General features: G+C 35.4%; 16 protein-coding genes. 2 read left to right on the forward strand and 14 right to left on the reverse strand.

Features of this window, described 5'->3' with window-relative positions:
• Positions 1-119: 119 nt before the first annotated feature.
• Positions 120-617, forward strand: coding sequence for a DUF4920 domain-containing protein (locus DEU40_RS13115; RefSeq protein WP_110010244.1), 498 nt, complete (start codon positions 120-122; stop codon positions 615-617).
• Between the two features lie 200 nt (positions 618-817).
• Here DEU40_RS13115 and DEU40_RS13120 read toward each other — a convergent pair whose 3' ends face one another.
• Positions 818-1,927 carry a M14 family zinc carboxypeptidase gene (locus DEU40_RS13120; RefSeq protein ID WP_110010245.1) on the reverse strand — a complete coding sequence of 370 codons (1,110 nt, stop codon included), beginning with the start codon at positions 1,925-1,927 and terminating at the stop codon, positions 818-820.
• A gap of 970 nt (positions 1,928-2,897) precedes the next feature.
• On the opposite strand from DEU40_RS13120, the gene DEU40_RS13125 reads away from it, so the two are divergent.
• The gene (locus tag DEU40_RS13125; RefSeq protein ID WP_110010246.1) at positions 2,898-3,434 is read left to right on the forward strand and encodes a helix-turn-helix domain-containing protein; all 537 of its coding nucleotides are present in this window, start codon (positions 2,898-2,900) and stop codon (positions 3,432-3,434) included.
• A 431-nt stretch (positions 3,435-3,865) separates the two neighbouring features.
• Here DEU40_RS13125 and DEU40_RS13130 read toward each other — a convergent pair whose 3' ends face one another.
• The 13 genes from DEU40_RS13130 to DEU40_RS13190 form a co-directional block, all read right to left on the reverse strand.
• The gene (locus DEU40_RS13130; protein ID WP_110010247.1) at positions 3,866-5,032 is read right to left on the reverse strand and encodes a proline dehydrogenase family protein; all 1,167 of its coding nucleotides are present in this window, start codon (positions 5,030-5,032) and stop codon (positions 3,866-3,868) included.
• Positions 5,033-5,095: 63 nt separating this feature from the next.
• Positions 5,096-6,025, reverse strand: a complete 930-nt coding sequence (locus DEU40_RS13135) for a UbiA family prenyltransferase (protein WP_110010248.1) — start codon at positions 6,023-6,025, stop codon at positions 5,096-5,098.
• Between the two features lie 10 nt (positions 6,026-6,035).
• Complete coding sequence (locus tag DEU40_RS13140) at positions 6,036-6,962, reverse strand: mevalonate kinase (RefSeq protein ID WP_110010249.1); 927 nt, start codon at positions 6,960-6,962, stop codon at positions 6,036-6,038.
• Positions 6,963-7,164: 202 nt separating this feature from the next.
• Positions 7,165-8,655: an MFS transporter gene (locus tag DEU40_RS13145; protein WP_110010250.1), complete on the reverse strand. Its 1,491-nt coding sequence runs from the start codon at positions 8,653-8,655 to the stop codon at positions 7,165-7,167.
• A 294-nt stretch (positions 8,656-8,949) separates the two neighbouring features.
• Positions 8,950-10,128, reverse strand: a complete 1,179-nt coding sequence (locus DEU40_RS13150; RefSeq protein ID WP_110010251.1) for an acetyl-CoA C-acyltransferase — start codon at positions 10,126-10,128, stop codon at positions 8,950-8,952.
• Between the two features lie 57 nt (positions 10,129-10,185).
• Positions 10,186-10,596, reverse strand: coding sequence for a hypothetical protein (locus tag DEU40_RS13155; RefSeq protein ID WP_110010252.1), 411 nt, complete (start codon positions 10,594-10,596; stop codon positions 10,186-10,188).
• 1 nt (position 10,597) lies between these two features.
• Entirely contained in the window at positions 10,598-11,002 is a 405-nt protein-coding gene (locus DEU40_RS13160; RefSeq protein ID WP_110010253.1) for a hypothetical protein, read from the reverse strand.
• 299 nt (positions 11,003-11,301) lie between these two features.
• The gene (locus DEU40_RS13165) at positions 11,302-12,582 is read right to left on the reverse strand and encodes an MFS transporter (RefSeq protein ID WP_110010254.1); all 1,281 of its coding nucleotides are present in this window, start codon (positions 12,580-12,582) and stop codon (positions 11,302-11,304) included.
• A 22-nt stretch (positions 12,583-12,604) separates the two neighbouring features.
• Positions 12,605-13,204 (reverse strand): bifunctional nuclease family protein, encoded by a 600-nt coding sequence (locus tag DEU40_RS13170; RefSeq protein WP_110010255.1) that lies wholly within the window; start codon positions 13,202-13,204, stop codon positions 12,605-12,607.
• 190 nt (positions 13,205-13,394) lie between these two features.
• Positions 13,395-14,342: an electron transfer flavoprotein subunit alpha/FixB family protein gene (locus tag DEU40_RS13175; protein ID WP_110010256.1), complete on the reverse strand. Its 948-nt coding sequence runs from the start codon at positions 14,340-14,342 to the stop codon at positions 13,395-13,397.
• 40 nt (positions 14,343-14,382) lie between these two features.
• Positions 14,383-15,129, reverse strand: coding sequence for an electron transfer flavoprotein subunit beta/FixA family protein (locus tag DEU40_RS13180; protein WP_047429867.1), 747 nt, complete (start codon positions 15,127-15,129; stop codon positions 14,383-14,385).
• A gap of 198 nt (positions 15,130-15,327) precedes the next feature.
• Positions 15,328-16,035, reverse strand: a complete 708-nt coding sequence (locus tag DEU40_RS13185; protein ID WP_110010257.1) for an SDR family oxidoreductase — start codon at positions 16,033-16,035, stop codon at positions 15,328-15,330.
• Positions 16,036-16,115: 80 nt separating this feature from the next.
• A complete protein-coding gene (locus tag DEU40_RS13190; RefSeq protein WP_110010258.1) occupies positions 16,116-17,039 on the reverse strand; it encodes a T9SS type A sorting domain-containing protein in 924 nt (307 codons plus the stop codon).
• Positions 17,040-17,069 lie beyond the last annotated feature (30 nt).

A 17,069-nucleotide genomic window follows, 5' to 3' on the forward strand; every position in this document is an offset into this window, starting at 1 on the left:
AATCAAATCTGTCTTTGATTTTCAAATTTGTTGAAAATTCATCAAAACACCTGTCTTTTGTCATTTTTTATTCCTTTATGATTCAATTTTAATTAGTATTTTTGAGAAAAATATTAAACATGAAATTTAAAGCAATATTATTGGGTGCAGTTTTAACAGCTTCTTCGTTAGCTTTTGCTCAATCCGGACCACCGGAAGGGAAAGCGTTGGTAGGTGATACGTACGGAGATCAGGTAACTTCATCCGCTGAATCTAAAGCGATCACCGCAGATAAATTGAATAAGCAGCTCAAAAAAGATAACAAAAAAGTTGAGAATGTTTCCGTTAAGGGAAAAGTAACAGACGTATGCGACAAAAAAGGCTGCTGGCTTACGATCCAGACAGAAGATAATTCTAAGTTTTTTGTAAAAATGAAGGATTATGCTTTCTTTGTACCTACCGCATTAAAAGGGAAAAATGTTGTATTGGAAGGGAATGCAGAAAGAAAAGTAACTTCTGTAAATGAACAGAAACATTACGCCGAAGATGCTAAAAAGCCTCAGTCTGAAATTGATGCTATCACTCAGCCAAAAGAAGAAATCAGGTTTGTAGCTAACGGAATTAAAGTAGTTAACTAAACTTTATATTCTGAAATTAAGTTTTGGTTAAGCCGGATGAATATTCATTAAATTGAATGGGCTAAAGCCCACTCCTATTAAACCACATTATAATTTAGTGCATAGCCATTTAAATTTTGGAAAGTAGTTATAAAAATAAAAGTTTTGGCAGCCCTGAAGGGGCTGCCGAAACTTTTTTATATGGAGATATTTAAAGTCTTTTAATCTTCTATTTTAAAATCCACAACTGAGTCCAGTTTCGGATATTTAGTTGCAGAAATAAATTTCTTTCCGGTACAGTCTATTTCCAGCCAGCCCTTCTTTTGTTTCACATCTCCGGCTTCCATGACGAAAGGAATAAATGAGATGTCACTTTTCCCATCTTCTTTGATTTCCCTGTACTGTACTGCAATATCCAGAATACATTCATGCTCTGTATTCAGCTTTACATTTCTGTAAATCAAGTCATAATGGGTTTCCTGGTTTTCAGGGATTTCAAGGTAAGTTTCCCAGCCTGTAGTATCAGAGTTCAGTTCACTGATTGCTTTCAAAGCATAATAAAGAGCAATTGTATAGTATTTTCTTGTTCCTGTACGGGTATAATCTTCTACAAAGTGCCCGCCTTCAAATAAGATGGTTGGCATCCCTGCTTTGATAAAGTTATCTCCGGTAGAAGTCGGATAAAATTCATCAGAATATCTTCCGATCTGGTTGGGAATCATTTCTTTTAAATGGTTGTACACGCTTCCAATGACTGCCATACATTTTTTTCTGTTTTCGGTAACGGTACGTTCTACATTTTCAGAAGGTGCCAAAAAGGAAAGCGTAGCAGGATGAATACCATCAGTGGTAAAAATGGTTCTCTGCTCATGAAGATTTAAAGCATAATCATATTTTTTGGAAGCTGCTGCTTTTTTCAGGAATTTAATCTCCTTACTTGCTTCGTTATGAAAATCTCTGTTCAGGTCAATATCGGCTGCATTCAGTCTGGTCCATCTTTCGGATCCATCCGGATTCAGCATGAATATAAAATCAAGTGTTATTTTACTGAACAAATCATCTTTCATTCCGGGAGCTTTATCAAGACTTATCAGAAGGTCAAGCATAGCATGGGTAGCATTGGATTCATTTCCGTGCATTTGTGACCAGGCCAATACCTGAATGTTTCCGGTTCCGATACTTAACTGATAAATCGGTTTATCTAAATAGGATGTTCCGATCTCCCGAATATAATCGCTGAGATTGGCCTGTAGATAAGAAAATAATTTTTCAGGGGAAATATAGCGATTTGAGAAATCGGGGTTTTGAGAATAGATCTGTTCAAAATTCATTGTAGGAATAGTTTACAAGAATCAAATTTAGCCATTTTTAGCCAAAAACTTAAATTAACATTTGTAAATGTTAGCAAAATTCACAAATTTACATTTGACATTCGCTTTGAAAATTGTTTACAAAGTTTAAATTATTCAAATTGAGAGTTATAAAAGTAAGTTGACACTTGTAACATTATTAAACAGCACTGAAGGACAATTTGTCTGTGGATAAAATTGTGGATTGCGAATAATTCAATAACAAATATTTAAGATATTAAAAGTCAGCACTTTATAAAGTTTAATTCAACTGTATTTCTAACAGTACTTTAAGTGCAAAAATAGGGTGTTTTTGCTATTTGAGGGTTATTTTACTAAACATAGAAATTGTGGAAAACCAGGTTGTTTAAGAGTGTATACATATGTAAAATCACAGAAAAATCAAATGGATCTCTGAAAATTACTCAAATAATACTTTTTATCAGGAGTTTTAACCTTTGACAGAATGAGTTGTTTAACAGGAACAGTATTTTCCCTTCAATTTGGTCAGATATTGGCTTAAAATGGTGTATTTACATCAGTAATTTACCAATGTAACTCTTTTAAAAGTGCTTTTATATGCGTTCTATAAGGTGTTTATTGATAATCTTATTTACAGAAACGATTTAAGTGGTTTAATAATGTATATTCTGTTTTTAAAGCTATTTAATGGATAAAATAGCTCCATCGATGGGCTTAATTTACATTTTTAAACCAGTTCTTTTAAAGAATCGTAGTCTTTTACCAGATCGAAACTATCTGTCTACAGCGGTAATGGTAGATTCATCTGATAAGTAAATACAATTGTAATTTACATATAATGATTTGATTTTAAAACAATTAAAACTTTGTTACAAATGTATACAATAGAAATTTCAAATTATTTACATTTGTATTTTGCATTTGTAAATTATATATGTTACATTTGTAAAATAATTAAAGGCTTATTTTTATGAGTTTAAATGAAAGAATTTCCAAAATTATAGAGTATTCTCGTCTTACTCCTTCCGAGTTTGCTGATGAGATTGATGTGCAGCGTTCATCCATTTCACATATCACATCAGGAAGAAACAAACCTTCTCTTGAATTTATCATAAAAATAAAATCCCGTTTCCCGGAACTTCTATGGGACTGGCTGGTTACGGGTGAAGGTGAAATGCTGAAATCTCAACTGCTGGAATCAGAAATTAACGAAGAGCATACCGAAGAGGAAAAAATAAAGACAACTCCACTACCCGATCTTTTTACCATGATGAATGATGATGATGAATTCGGAAGTGATGAGACGGAAGGGGAACCTTCAATATCAAGTCCTGGAGAATCGTTTATACCTGCCCATGATAAGGGTCCGGAAAAAATATCGGATTCTCAGCGATTAGAAAATTCGGGTGATCATATTTTGGGACAACTGTTTGGTAATCAACAAAGTAAGATAAAACGTATTGTTCTGTTCTATGAAAACGGAAAATTTGAAAGTTTTGAGCCTTAAAAAACCTGATCAAGGAAATGATCAGGTTAAAAAAATATTTGAAGAAGAAAACTAAAGCTATTGCTTTATTTTATTTTAAAAAAATTTTCACGGATACCAGCTGATAGAATTTTTATCTTTTATGATCGTCTGATCCCCTATTATATTTTTATAATTTAGTTTTAATAAGAGTGATTAGTGTATTGGAGAGTTACTGTCAGAGGACAGAAGTGTACTAGTAAATGAAGATATTGTTTTATGTTTTTTATAGCTTTATCAAATATAACTATTTAAAATCAAATCAGCAATAAAAATTGAATTATTTTACACTATAACCAAAACATCTTATCATTACATTCATTATCATTAATTTGCTATTCATTTCCATCTTTTAATTCCAATAAAAAAGACCTGCAAAACTGCAGGCCCGATATATATTGTGGACAATATTATTATTTCCTTCTTCTTTCCAATTCTTTTTTGATCAGTCCAAGCTCTCTTCCGGTTTGTCCGGCTACAGAGGTGTTTTCCTGGGCTCTTCTGGTCAAATAAGGCACGACATCCTTTACAGGTCCGTATGGAAGATATTTAGCCACATTGTAGCCTTTATCAGACAAATAGAAGGTGATATTATCACTCATCCCGTAAAGCTGTCCGAAATAGACGTGCGGATTGCCGTTTTCCAGAGATTTTGCCTTCATTTTATCCATAATCAACTCTGAGGAGATTTCATTATGAGTTCCAAAGAATGCTGAAACTTTATCCAGATGATCCATCACAAAATCAATTCCTGCATTATAGTTCTTATCTGAAGCCTCTTTGGTTGGCTGAATAGGATCTGCATACCCTTTTTCTGCGGCTCTGGCTCTTTCTTTTTCCATGTAAGCACCACGAACGATTTTGTAACCGATGAAGTAATTTTTCTCTCTTGCTCTCTGAAGATGTGCCTCCATATACTCCAGTCTTCCGGTTCTGTACATCTGGATGGTATTCCAAACGATAGGTTTCTGCTGGTTATATTTCTCCATCATTTCTTCACAAAGATGGTCTGCTGCATCCTGCATCCAGGTTTCTTCAGCATCTACCATTACTTTTTTATCATGTTCGTGACAAAGACTGCATACTTCATCAAATCTTTTTACCACTCTTTCCCATTCTTCTTTCTGGCTGGTAGTAAGCTCAGCGCCTTTTCCAACAGCTTCATAAAGATCAATTCTTCCGAATGCGGTAGGTTTAAATACAATAAAAGGAATCGCCGGATTTCCTACTGAGAATCGTACAATGTCCTTGATTTCTTTGCAAACCGCATCAAAAGTTTCTTCATCTTCTTTCCCTTCGATGGAATAATCAAAGATACTCCCAACTCCTCTTTTGAACAGCTGCTTTACAACTTTCATGCTTTCTTCACGGGTTTCACCACCGCAGAACTGCTCAAATAAGGTATTTTTTACAATTCCGGTAACGAAAGGGAAATTATTGTGTACTGTGAAATTCAGAACAGATGTTCCAAGGCTTGTAAGAGCGGGCTGTTCAATCATTTTAAACATCCAGTAAGCCTTTCTCAATTGTGCATCAGACTTGTCTGCAAATGCAATTTTAGTATCATTAAAAATGGGCATTCCTATTTATTAAATTTAGTTATGCAAAGGTAATAATAACCTCAGTTTATTTAAAGAATTTTTTTACAATTTATGCTCTATTCCATTTAAAAGCATGGCGATGATTCCGACAAAAACCCAGAATCGTAACACGTTCAATGTAAGGAAGTTAATTCTTCTGGAAGCATTTAAAAGAAGATATATGCATACAATCATGACAAAAAGCCCGCCGGCAAAATAATAAGCCATGAATCCGGTAGTGCTGGTTTTCGTAATAATATTCATTGAAACTGCCATGGTAATGATCAATAAAGAAGTCAGAATAATTTTTGTATTTCTGCTTTTAAAATAATTGGGAATGGTAGTATACCCGAAAGCTTTATCCACACTTCTGGTAAGAGTATCTTTCACAATATCAATACATAACAGGATAAGGAATAGAAAAACAGCCATCAGGAAAACCTTTTTGGAAAAGGTTTCGTAATACACCATCATTCCAAAAAACGGATACAGCGTCAGACTGACAAAAGTAAGGTTGTTCAGGATCAGTATTCTGCTCAGTTTATGGCTGTAAAACCACATAAAGAACTGATAGACCAGGAAAAAAACAAATACATTATGAGAAATTATCCAGGCTACCCCTAGAGAAATTGCACTTAGTGCCAGGTAGGCATAGAGAAAATATTTCTGTTTGATGAAACTCTGAACCCTTGTTCTGAAAGGCTTTACTACATGATCTTTCTCGAGATCGTAAAACTGGTTGATAATACCACCTGCCAGAATTGTAAGGACGGTACAAAAAATAATACCGTGAACTTTGAAATCGAAGACAAATTTTCTGAAGGATTCATCCTGATTGAACAGGAAAAAAGTAGAAACATACAGAGCGAACGTCAGCAGAGCCGCTACAAAAAACCGTGCTCCGAGAAGAAAGCCCACGAATTGTGAAAATCTGTAAAATAGAGATTTTGATAAATAGTTTTTAGATTGGAAAGGTTCTTTTTCAGAATTCATTCCAATCTGTTTAAAATCTGTAAATCACTTCTTTTTGGAAGCCGTCAAGCATTTTTTCTGCTTTTGCATAATCTTTGGTAAATCCTAAGATATAGCCGCCTCCACCGCTACCGCACAGTTTCAGATAATAAGCGTTAGAATCCAGACCTTTTTTCCAGATGTTAAAAATACTTTCAGGGATCATAGGACGGAAGTGTTCATAAGCCCAGTGAGAAAGCTTTTTAAGATTTCTGAAGAATGGATTCATGTCTTTTTTAAGGAAAGATTCGATACATGCGTTGTTATAACGGATGAACTCTTCTTTCAGGGTTTTACGGAAACCTTCTGTTTTCATTTTTTCGAAGAAAATCTGAATCATAGGACCTGTTTCACCAGTCATTCCGGAATCGATCAGGAAAATAGCTCCTTTTCCTTCTTCACCTTCGGGAATATTCACCCTGTCTAAATTTTCTTTATTTTCGATAAGAATTGGCAGATTCATATAACAGATCAGTGGATCCATTCCTGAACTTTTTCCATGGAAATAGCTTTCCATTTCACCAAAAACAGCTTTTAATTTTTTAAGATTATCTTTCGAAATGTTTTCAGGATTCAGCTTGCTGATTGAATATTTTTCAAAAATAGCAGCTACCAAAGCGCCGGAACTTCCCACTCCATACCCCTGAGGAATATTGGAATCAAAGAAAAGTCCGTTTGAAATATCATTTTTGAAGCTCTCGATATCCAGCTTAAAGTCGTCGGAAAGATCAAGTGCTGTAAGAAATTCAGAATATTTCTGCAAATGTCTGTTGGAATTAAGTTCGAAATCAGAACTCAAATCTGAGAATTTCAAAGTCCCTTTATAGAAGCTGTAAGGTACAACAAGCCCCTGGGAATCTTCAATCATTCCGTATTCTCCAAACAGGATTATTTTTGCATAAAATAAAGGATTGGTCATATTGACTATAAATCTTTTTGCAAAGTTAAAAATTATTCCGCTGAATATAAGCAAAACTCAGGCCGAATTGTCTTCTATTTTACTTTCTTTAGTTCTTCTATTAAAAATACGAAAAAAATATGATAAATAACTATAATTTCATAGATAAAATTCAATGAATTACCTTGACAAAAAAAGACGTTAAAAATAACGTCTTTCAATCTTATAATGTTTCTCTGTCTTTTCTCATTTTAACCTTCAGGAATCTGATTAAAACCAATCCTGCGGCGAAGAATATAGTCATGGACAATGCTGCAATACGCATATTATTGAAATGTTCGATCAATGTTGCAAAGATGAATGTTCCGATAATGATGGCAATTTTCTCCAACACATCATAGAAGCTGAAATAGGTTGTATTCTCCATTGAGTTCTCAGGCAGAAGTTTTGAATAGGTGGATCTCGACATAGCCTGAAGACCACCCATTACCAAGCCTACTACTGCAGCAACTCCATAAAACTGGTATTCTACTGTTGGGTTTTCTTTGTTCAGGAAATAAGCCCAAAGACAAGCTACAATCCATAGGATGATCGCAATTGAAATAACATTTTTGTTACCAATTCTCTTTGATAACCGTGAGAAAATAACCGCTCCAATGATTGCTTCAATCTGAATCACCAAAAGAGTTCCGATCAGCTTATCCTGAGCAAGGTTAATTTCACTTTTTCCAAATAATGTTGCCATCAGAAAAATAGTCTGCATCCCTACGCTGTAAAAGAAGAAGCTCGACAGGAAGAATTTCAGATTTTTATCTTTGAAAAGCTCTCCTCCTACTTTAAACAGTTCGTGGAAACTTTCTTTTGCAATATCTTTATAGAAGCTCAGGTTATCTTTAAATACTTCAAAGAAGCCTCCCTGTTCTTCATGTTTTTTGAAGATATTTTTATAATTCAGCAGCACTAAATCTTTAGGCAGTTTATCTTTCACATCCCCAAACTGAGGAAGGTGCTTGAATGTATATTGAGAAAAACCGAACCACCATGCTCCCGTCAGAAGGAAACTGATTCTTGTAAACAGCAGCTGCTGCGCGGCTCCTTTAGCAAAAACCTGAATCAGTACCAAACAGATCACCACCAAAACTACGGAACCGATGTATCCGTAAACATATCCTCTTGCAGAAAGCGCATCCTGTCTGTCTGGTGTTGCGATATCCGGAAGAAACGAGTTATAAAATACCAAACTCCCCCAGAAACCTACACTGGCCGTAATACTGAAAAGCAGCCCAAGAAATACGTTATGCATTCCAGTAAACATGGCCAATCCCATACAAGATGTTGCGCCAAGATAGCAGAAGAACTGCAGGAAAGACTTTTTATTTCCAATCGTATCGGCCAGAGAAGACAAAAACGGGGACAGCAATACAACAATAAAGAACGATATGGTAAGAGAATACCCGTAAACAGCGTCAGGCTGATATTCTTCTCCAAAAATTTTGATCATATGTCTTACCGGAACATCAATCCATGTTTTTGTTTCTGCCACGTATTCTTTTTTCTCGTAAGCAGTAGTAAGGATAGAGTAATAAATGGGAAAAATGGTAGAGGTAATCACCAGGGAATAAACAGAATTTGCCCAGTCATATACAGCCCAGGCTTTCATAATTTTCGGATTATTCTTTATGTTTTTAGGCTGTCGATTCTCAGTTTCAGACATTTCAAATATATATTAGTAGCACAAAAATAGAAAAACTACGGAATATTCTACGGTTTTTAATATTATTTTGAAAATAATAATTGTAAAGTATTGAAATAGCTCAGCAAAGTTTTAATCACATTTGATACCATCAAAGGTTAGACCGTATCTGTTGAAGGTATACAACCTCCTATATCTATGTCGATAAATTATCTGACTGGAATTATAAAGTTCAGCCCTGTAACTAAAAAATCGGAGTTTAAAGACCCCGATTTTTATATTTTAAACCACAAAATGCGGTTATATACTTATCAATTATAAATTTTCAATCACAATTGCAGAAGCACCGCCACCACCATTACAGATAGCAGCAGCTCCGTATTTCGCATTATTTTGCTTCAATACGTTGATTAATGTAACGATGATTCTTGAACCTGAACTTCCCAGTGGGTGTCCTAATGCTACGGCACCTCCGTTTACGTTTACTTTATCTGCATCTAATCCTAAGATTTTGTTGTTGGCTAATCCTACTACTGAGAAAGCTTCGTTGAATTCGAAGAAATCGATATCAGAAATCTCTAATCCTGCTTTTTTAAGAGCGATTGGTAACGCCTTTGCCGGAGCTGTTGTAAAGTTTTCAGGCTCCTGTGCTGCGTCAGCATAAGAAACTATTTTTGCAAGAGGTTTCAACCCAAGTTCTTCCATTTTTTCTTTAGAAACAAGGATCAATGCAGAAGCTCCATCGTTCAAAGTAGATGCGTTAGCAGCAGTTACTGTTCCTTCTTCTTTTTTGAATACGGTAGGAAGTGTTGAAATTCTGTCAAAGTTAACCGCTTTATATTCTTCATCTTCAGCAAAGATTACAGGTTCTCCTTTTCTCTGAGGGATAGAAACCGGTACAATTTCTTCGTTAAATTTACCTTCGCTCCAAGCTTTTGCAGATCTTTTGTAAGATTCCACAGCGAAGTTATCCTGATCTTCTCTTGTAATATTATAGTCTACAGCACATTTTTCTGCACATACTCCCATATGTACTTTGTTGTATACGTCTGTAAGACCGTCAAGTACCATTCCGTCAAGCATTTTGATATCGCCTAACTTTGTAGCCACTCTTGCATTGTAATAATGAGGAACTAAAGACATGTTTTCCATACCACCTGCAACAATTACCTCTGCATCACCAGCTTTGATCGCCTGAGCTGCCATTGTTACAGCCTTCATTCCTGAAGCACAAACTTTATTAACTGTAGTGGAAGGTGTATTGATTGAAAGACCTGCTCCCAAAGCAACCTGACGAGCCGGTGCCTGGCCTTCTCCTGCCTGAAGAACATTCCCCATATAGATTTCCTGAACAATATTAGGATCTAAACCAATTTTATCTAATGCTCCTTTTACAGCAGTTGCTCCCAGTTTTGTAGCCGGAACTGTTGATAAGCTTCCCATAAAACTCCCCATAGGTGTTCTTACCGCGGAAACAATGAATACTTCTTTCATGTATATAATTTTTATTTAGCTGAAACGGAATAAAAATCCCGTTTTTATAGTTAGAATTTATTTCACTTTTATGTATACCACGTCAAATTGAGTCCCTTCAATTTTGGTATTCACTTTCAGAAGATTATCCTGAGTGGCGACTATTTTATTATTGAAGACATCTCCTATCTGTGCAGGATCATTTTTATCAGATTTCTCTATCACGATTGCTTTATAATTGCAGTCATCCACAAAAACCAATGTCGATTTGATATAATCTTTTCCATTATTGAAATATTCGGTTTGAACATTATCTTTAATGGTCATATGCCATATTGCTTCCGGATAATTGGGTCTTAGAAATTTTCCTTCTTTTATGTTAGTACATTTAGGCGGATTATCCGGTTTTTTCTGTTCTGTTGCCTGAGCATGCACCTGTACAGCGGTCGTCAACAAAATTCCTGCTGAAAATATTTTTAAAAAGTTCATATTATATTTGTGTTCTGTTATTTACTTTTTTATTTCCTCCTGCAAAAACCATCAGAAAAGCACCTAAAAACTCAACTGCCCAGCCCCATTTCAGCTTAACGATCCCTGCAAAAGTTTCCTGCCAGGATTTGAATGGTAAAAAGCTAAAGTATTGCAGCGACTGCATTTTCACAGCAACTAAGGTAAATCCGAATAGAAGAATAAGGAGAATACCAAAGAACCTTACAATCTTTGCACTATTGTTTACGATCCCAAAAACTGCACATGCGGAGAAAATCCAGCATGCGATAGCCAGATAATGATCAAGCTTCCAATAGTTCCAGTTCCCTATTACAGGTACATGTACCAAGGGTAGAAAACTACCTACAATTACTAATAGTAATCCTAATAACTGAATATTTTTCATATTTACTAAAGTGCCAAAATACAAAAAAAAACACACTTTTAAATAGGGTATTTTAAAAATAGAAATTCGGTACCCGAACACTTGTTAGTCATAAAAATGATTCAATATTTTTAATTATTATATAAAGAAAAATACAATTTATTATCAAATTAAAAATTAACATTTACTATTCCATATCAATCTGAAGTCCATAATTTTCTTCTGCAAAGCTTTATTTGATAAAAGGATATTTGAATATAAAAAAATTGCATCTTTTTTCAAAAATGCAATTTAATATTTTAATAAAAAATAAGTTTCAATTAATGTTTCACTGAGGATACATCTTCCGGATTGTGCTTGTGTTTGAAAATAAAAGCAAATAATACTGCAACGACTAAAGCATATCCTGCAAAAATATACCAGGACATTTCCCATCCTTTTAGTTGCAGCAAAGGATCGGTTTGAGAAAATACATAATGGTTTACAATCTCCTGTGCTAGAAGCATTCCAATTGTTGCACCGAAACCGTTTGTCATCATCATAAAAACTCCTTGTGCACTTGATCGTATACTCTTATCTGTTTCTTTATCCACAAAGAGGGAACCTGATACATTGAAGAAATCGAATGCAATACCATAGACGATCATGGACAGAATAAACATCCATACACCACCACCAGGATTTCCAAATCCAAATAATCCGAATCTTAAAACCCATGCGAACATGGCCATTAGCATTACTTTTTTAATTCCGAATCTTTTTAAGAAGAATGGAATTAACAAAATACATGCTGTCTCAGAAACCTGGGACAAGGAAATCAATGCATTAGCATGATTAGCACCCCATGTTTCTTTAAAAGAAGGAATATCTTTAAAACTTGTTATAAACGGATTTGCATAACCATTAGTAATCTGAAGAGAAACTCCTAATAACATTGAAAAGATAAAAAATGTTGCCATTTTTTTATCTTTAAACAAACTAAAAGCCTTTAATCCCAAAGCATCATATAAGCTTCTTTTTTCATTGCTTTTATTAACAGGACATGCAGGTAGCGTAAATGAATACAGGAATAAAATAATTCCTAAAATACCAGAAACAAAAAACTGAGAATAATTATTCTGATAACCTGTAAAGTCTACAAATAGCATCGCACAGATAAATCCAATAGTTCCAAAAGTACGAATTGGAGGGAAAGCCTTAATAGTATCAAAGTTATTATTAACAAGAACTGTATAAGCCACAGAGTTTGACAACGCAATCGAAGGCATGTAAAACATTACACTCAAGCTGTACAAAGTAAATAATTTGGAAAACTCAACATCGTTTCCAGCTGACATTCCATAATATCCAGCGGCAATCAAAAAAACAGCAGCCAGTAAATGACAGATTCCAAGTAGTCTTTGTGCTTGTATCCATCGATCTGCAATAATCCCCATAATTGCAGGCATAAAAATAGAAACAATTCCCTGCATTGCATAGAAAAGTCCTATTTTGGAGCCTAATCCTATAGAACCTAAATAATTTCCCATAGAAGTTAGATAAGCTCCCCAAACTGCAAACTGAAGAAAGTTCAGAACAGTCAGTCGTAATTTTAAATTCATAGTTTATATAAAAAGTATCTCTTTAGTCAATTTTCTTTTTCCTCCTCTTGATTTCTTCCTGGATTTCAAGGGCGGTATCATAGTCTTCTTCTTTAACGGCTTCATCCAATAATTTCTGAAGTTCTTCCATTGAAAGAGATTTTAAGTTATCTTCTGTCTGTACAGTTTCTGAGAAAGACTGTTCTTCTTTTGAAACGTCTTCCAATTCCAGTAGAATTCCTGCTTCGTTTAAAACCTGCTGCGTTGTAAATATAGGTGCATCAAATCTTACAGCCATTGCAACGGCATCAGAAGTTCTCGCATCAAGAATCAGTTCTTCGTCGGTTACTTTATTTTTAAAGTTGATATTTGAAAAGAAAACTCCGTCTACAATCTGATAGATAATGACAGAAACCAACTCATAATTGGCAGAAACTATAAATTTTGTAAATAAATCATGAGTAAGAGGACGCGGTGGATGAATATCTTTCTCCAATCCGAGAGAGATAGACTGAGCTTCGAAATTTCCTATAACAACAGGTAATTTTATGTGTGTTTCTTCATGCTCCAGTAACAATGCGTACGCCCCCGACTGGGTCTGGCTGTACGATATTCCGCGAATAATTAGCTGCTTATAATCCATAGCTACAAATATAGATTAATTTTTTGTTGTGTTTTCACTTTTTTACGCAAAAATAAAAGCCCGGAAAGCCGAGCTTTTATCTGTATTGTTGATGATTGTCAAACGTCAATAGTGAATTTTGCTTCGCAAGTGAATTATTTTATTAAAAAATTGACAAGCAAAGCGAATTGACTATTCACAATTCACTTTCTTATCCTTTAATTGCTTTAATTTTCTCTGTTAGTGCAGGAATAATCTGGAAAGCATCTCCTACTACTCCGTAGTCAGCAGACTTGAAGAACGGTGCTTCAGGATCACTGTTGATTACTACGATAGTTTTTGAAGAGTTAACTCCCGCAAGGTGCTGAATCGCTCCTGAAATTCCTACTGCAACATAAAGATTCGGAGAAATTGCTTTACCTGTTTGTCCTACGTGTTCTGTGTGAGGTCTCCATCCGATATCAGAAACCGGCTTGGAACATGCTGTAGCTGCTCCTAAAACGTTTGCCAGATCTTCAATCATTCCCCAGTTTTCAGGTCCTTTCATACCTCTACCTGCAGAAACAACAACTTCAGCTTCTTTAAGGTCTAATTTACCTGAACTCTGCTCATGAGAAATCACTTTAGTATCTTCATTAGCAACAGATAAGTTCTTCACTTCTTCTGAACCTGACACTGCATTTTCTTTAACACCGAAAGCGTTTTGAGAAACAGTAACGATTACTCCGTTTCCTTCTGCTTTTGCATGCATGAAACCTTTTCCTGAGAATGCTCTTCTTTTTACCTGGAAAGGAGAAAGGCTTTCTGGAGCTTCCAATGCATTGGTAATTAAAGAATAGTTCTTCATTACAGCAAGCATAGGAGCTACGGAAGAAGCGTCAGTAGTGTGAGGGAAAACGATAATATTTCCGTCTGCTACTTCACTTACAGCCTGTGCAAATGCTTTTGCTGAGAAATTTTTAAGACCTTCGTCTTTGATATTGATAACGTTTGATGCTCCATATTTGTATAATAAATCTGAAGAATCAGTTGGGTTTACAGAGATTGCCGTAACGGTATCTCCCGCCTTATCAGCGATAGCTTTAGCATAAGAAACTGCTTCGAAAGCTGCTTTTTTGTAAACTCCGTTTATATTTTCTGCGTATACGAATACTGCCATTGTTTTACATTTAAAATTTAAAGATTGAAAAATTTAAAGATTAGATTACTTTAGCTTCTTCGTGAAGTAATCTTACCAATTCATCCAGATTATCAGGAGAAACCATTTTCACTGCAGCTCTTGGCGGAACGCTGTCATAAGATACTCCCTGAACTTTTACTTCTGAAGAAGAAGGCTCTACTACCTGCAAAGGTTTTGTTCTTGCAGACATAATTCCTCTCATATTTGGGATGATAAGATCTTTCTCATCTACCAATCCTTTCTGACCTGCAATAACTGCCGGTAATTTTACTGAAATAGTTTCTTTTCCTCCTTCAATTTCTCTTACTGCTGTAGCTTCACTTCCGTTCACGTCTAGTCCTACAGAAGCGTTTACGAAAGGCTGGTTTAATAGCTGAGCTACCATTCCCGGAACAGAACCTCCGTTATAATCGATGGATTCTTTTCCGCAAAGGATAAGATCATATCCTCCGTTTTGAGCTACAGCTGCAATTTCTTTTGCTGTAGAATAGCTGTCTTTCGGGTCAAGATTTACTCTTACCGCATCATTAGCTCCAATTGCCAAAGCTTTTCTGATTACAGGCTCTGTAGCAGCATCACCTACGTTGATTACCGTTACTGTTGCTCCCTGAGATTCCTGAAGTTTAACCGCTTTTGTCAACGCAAATTCGTCTAGAGGATTGATTACCCACTGAATTCCGTTTTTGTCGAAAGCAGATTTGTCTGCTGTAAAGTTAATTTTGGAAGTAGTATCCGGAACACTACTAATACAAACTAATATTTTCATATGTTGTTCTTAATTTTTTTATTGGTCATATGTAACCTTAAGGTTTCATGTGTCTATTTTATTTTTTCCCTTTTGATGCATAAAATTGTGACGGTTTATGCAGAGATTTTGTTTGAATTAATTTTTGCTAATATAAATAAAAAATATATTATGCATGCATAATACTTAGTAAATTATTATTCAATACATTAGATGTAGTTACTTCGCTGGTTTTGTTGCCCTAAACTCTATTTTACTCGGCAAAACCCTTGGGTTCATCTTTAAAATATCCAGTACAAGATTCCCCATATCTTCGGGCTGAATCTTCCAATTATCCTTTTCAGACGGAATATTTCCATTAAAATGAGTGGCTACTGATCCAGGCATAATTACAGTAGACTTAATATTATATTTTCTTAAATCGATCATGGCAGCCTGAGTGAAACCTACCACTCCGAATTTGGAAGCATTGTATCCAGTCCCGTTTTCAAAGAAATTGGCACCTGCAAGGCTGGAAATGGTAATATAGTAGCCTTCTGTCTTTTTCAACTCTTCTACAGAGGCTTTTAAAGTATAGAAAACCCCTGTAAGATTGGTTTCTATCATATCATTCCATTCTGCTGCGGTAAGTTCATCTACGGGCTTAAAAATCCCTAATCCTGCATTAGCAATAACATAATCCAGCCTTCCGAACTTTTCAACGGTATATTTTACAGCTTCCTGTTCGCTTTCGAGACTTCTTACATCAGAAACAATTCCCAAAACATTTTCTGAATATCGCTTAAGTTCTTCTTCCGCCTTCATCACATCTTCTCTTTTCCTTCCTGAAAATGCTACAGAAATGCCGTTTTCAAGTAAAATTTTCGCAATCCCGAAACCTATTCCTTTGGTTCCGCCTGTTATATAAGCTGTTTTATGATCTGACATATGATTAAAATTTTTAATTCTCTAAAATAACAAAAACGCTCCAATTGGAGCGTTTTGCTGATACTAAGATTTATCAGTAATTATTTTTTGATGAACTTCTCTGTAAAGTTTCTTCCTTCTGTTTCCACATTCAATAAATATGCTCCGGCAGGTAGATTTCTAACGTTTACCTGATCTCCATTGAGTGTTACATCCACTCTTTTTCCTGACATATCATATACTTCAACATGTTTGATTTTGTTAGAAGTTGTGATTTTTATAACATCAGTTGCCGGGTTTGGATAGATGGACAGTTTCACATCATTTTTAACGGCATCTTTCGTAGATAACGCTGCTTCATTATTGATTTTGATATTATCGATATAGGCCGAACCTCCATAGTTGTCATGTACAAAATCCATTCTGTTAATATTATTGTTGCTGAATGGCTGTCCTGTATAGATCAGAGCATCGTTCAGGAAATATTGGATTCCTGTAGCCGTAGAAACTATTTTTACCCTGTACCAGGTATTGGCATTCCAGGTCTGGTTGGTATTAACCAGATTACCAGATCCTGCTGTAGCGAGTAAAATACTTCCGTCATAAGAAAAATTGATATAGGTAACAATTCCTCCAGCTCCTGTTGTACTTACTGTTCTAAAAACAAAATCTGAACTGGATGTACTTTTTTGGGTAAGCCTTACATCAAATGACTGTGTAAAGCTGTTATATATCAGTGGTGTCGTAAAGGTATAAAAGCCACCCATTACCGGGCTCTGTTGCGGCCCATACGCTGGATCCGGAGTGATTTTAAAACTATTTGATCCCTGGCTTGCTATTTCAGATGACACCAATTGGGTTGTTATATATACCGGCGGTACTCCTCCGTCGTTGGTCGTAACCCAACCCTGCTGTCCATTAATGTTTCCTGCTGTATATCCTTCGCTGGCTTCGAAAGAAATGGTCTGCTGGGCAAAAGATGATATTGAAATCAACGAAATTGCGAAAATGTAAAGTTTCTTCATGATATTTTTTTAGTTTAAAGCAAATATATA

It is taken from the genome of Chryseobacterium sp. AG844 (assembly GCF_003182335.1).
Lineage (GTDB): Bacteria > Bacteroidota > Bacteroidia > Flavobacteriales > Weeksellaceae > Chryseobacterium > Chryseobacterium cupriresistens.

Bases quoted from the DNA above. Each gene is read 5' to 3' on its own strand.
- DEU40_RS13115 (WP_110010244.1), top strand. From the start codon at position 120: ATGAAATTTAAAGCAATATTATTGGGTGCAGTTTTAACAGCTTCTTCG.
- DEU40_RS13120 (WP_110010245.1), bottom strand. From the start codon at position 1,927: ATGAATTTTGAACAGATCTATTCTCAAAACCCCGATTTCTCAAATCGC.
- DEU40_RS13125 (WP_110010246.1), top strand. From the start codon at position 2,898: ATGAGTTTAAATGAAAGAATTTCCAAAATTATAGAGTATTCTCGTCTT.
- DEU40_RS13130 (WP_110010247.1), bottom strand. From the start codon at position 5,032: ATGCCCATTTTTAATGATACTAAAATTGCATTTGCAGACAAGTCTGAT.
- DEU40_RS13135 (WP_110010248.1), bottom strand. From the start codon at position 6,025: ATGAATTCTGAAAAAGAACCTTTCCAATCTAAAAACTATTTATCAAAA.
- DEU40_RS13140 (WP_110010249.1), bottom strand. From the start codon at position 6,962: ATGACCAATCCTTTATTTTATGCAAAAATAATCCTGTTTGGAGAATAC.
- DEU40_RS13145 (WP_110010250.1), bottom strand. From the start codon at position 8,655: ATGTCTGAAACTGAGAATCGACAGCCTAAAAACATAAAGAATAATCCG.
- DEU40_RS13150 (WP_110010251.1), bottom strand. From the start codon at position 10,128: ATGAAAGAAGTATTCATTGTTTCCGCGGTAAGAACACCTATGGGGAGT.
- DEU40_RS13155 (WP_110010252.1), bottom strand. From the start codon at position 10,596: ATGAACTTTTTAAAAATATTTTCAGCAGGAATTTTGTTGACGACCGCT.
- DEU40_RS13160 (WP_110010253.1), bottom strand. From the start codon at position 11,002: ATGAAAAATATTCAGTTATTAGGATTACTATTAGTAATTGTAGGTAGT.
- DEU40_RS13165 (WP_110010254.1), bottom strand. From the start codon at position 12,582: ATGAATTTAAAATTACGACTGACTGTTCTGAACTTTCTTCAGTTTGCA.
- DEU40_RS13170 (WP_110010255.1), bottom strand. From the start codon at position 13,204: ATGGATTATAAGCAGCTAATTATTCGCGGAATATCGTACAGCCAGACC.
- DEU40_RS13175 (WP_110010256.1), bottom strand. From the start codon at position 14,342: ATGGCAGTATTCGTATACGCAGAAAATATAAACGGAGTTTACAAAAAA.
- DEU40_RS13180 (WP_047429867.1), bottom strand. From the start codon at position 15,129: ATGAAAATATTAGTTTGTATTAGTAGTGTTCCGGATACTACTTCCAAA.
- DEU40_RS13185 (WP_110010257.1), bottom strand. From the start codon at position 16,035: ATGTCAGATCATAAAACAGCTTATATAACAGGCGGAACCAAAGGAATA.
- DEU40_RS13190 (WP_110010258.1), bottom strand. From the start codon at position 17,039: ATGAAGAAACTTTACATTTTCGCAATTTCGTTGATTTCAATATCATCT.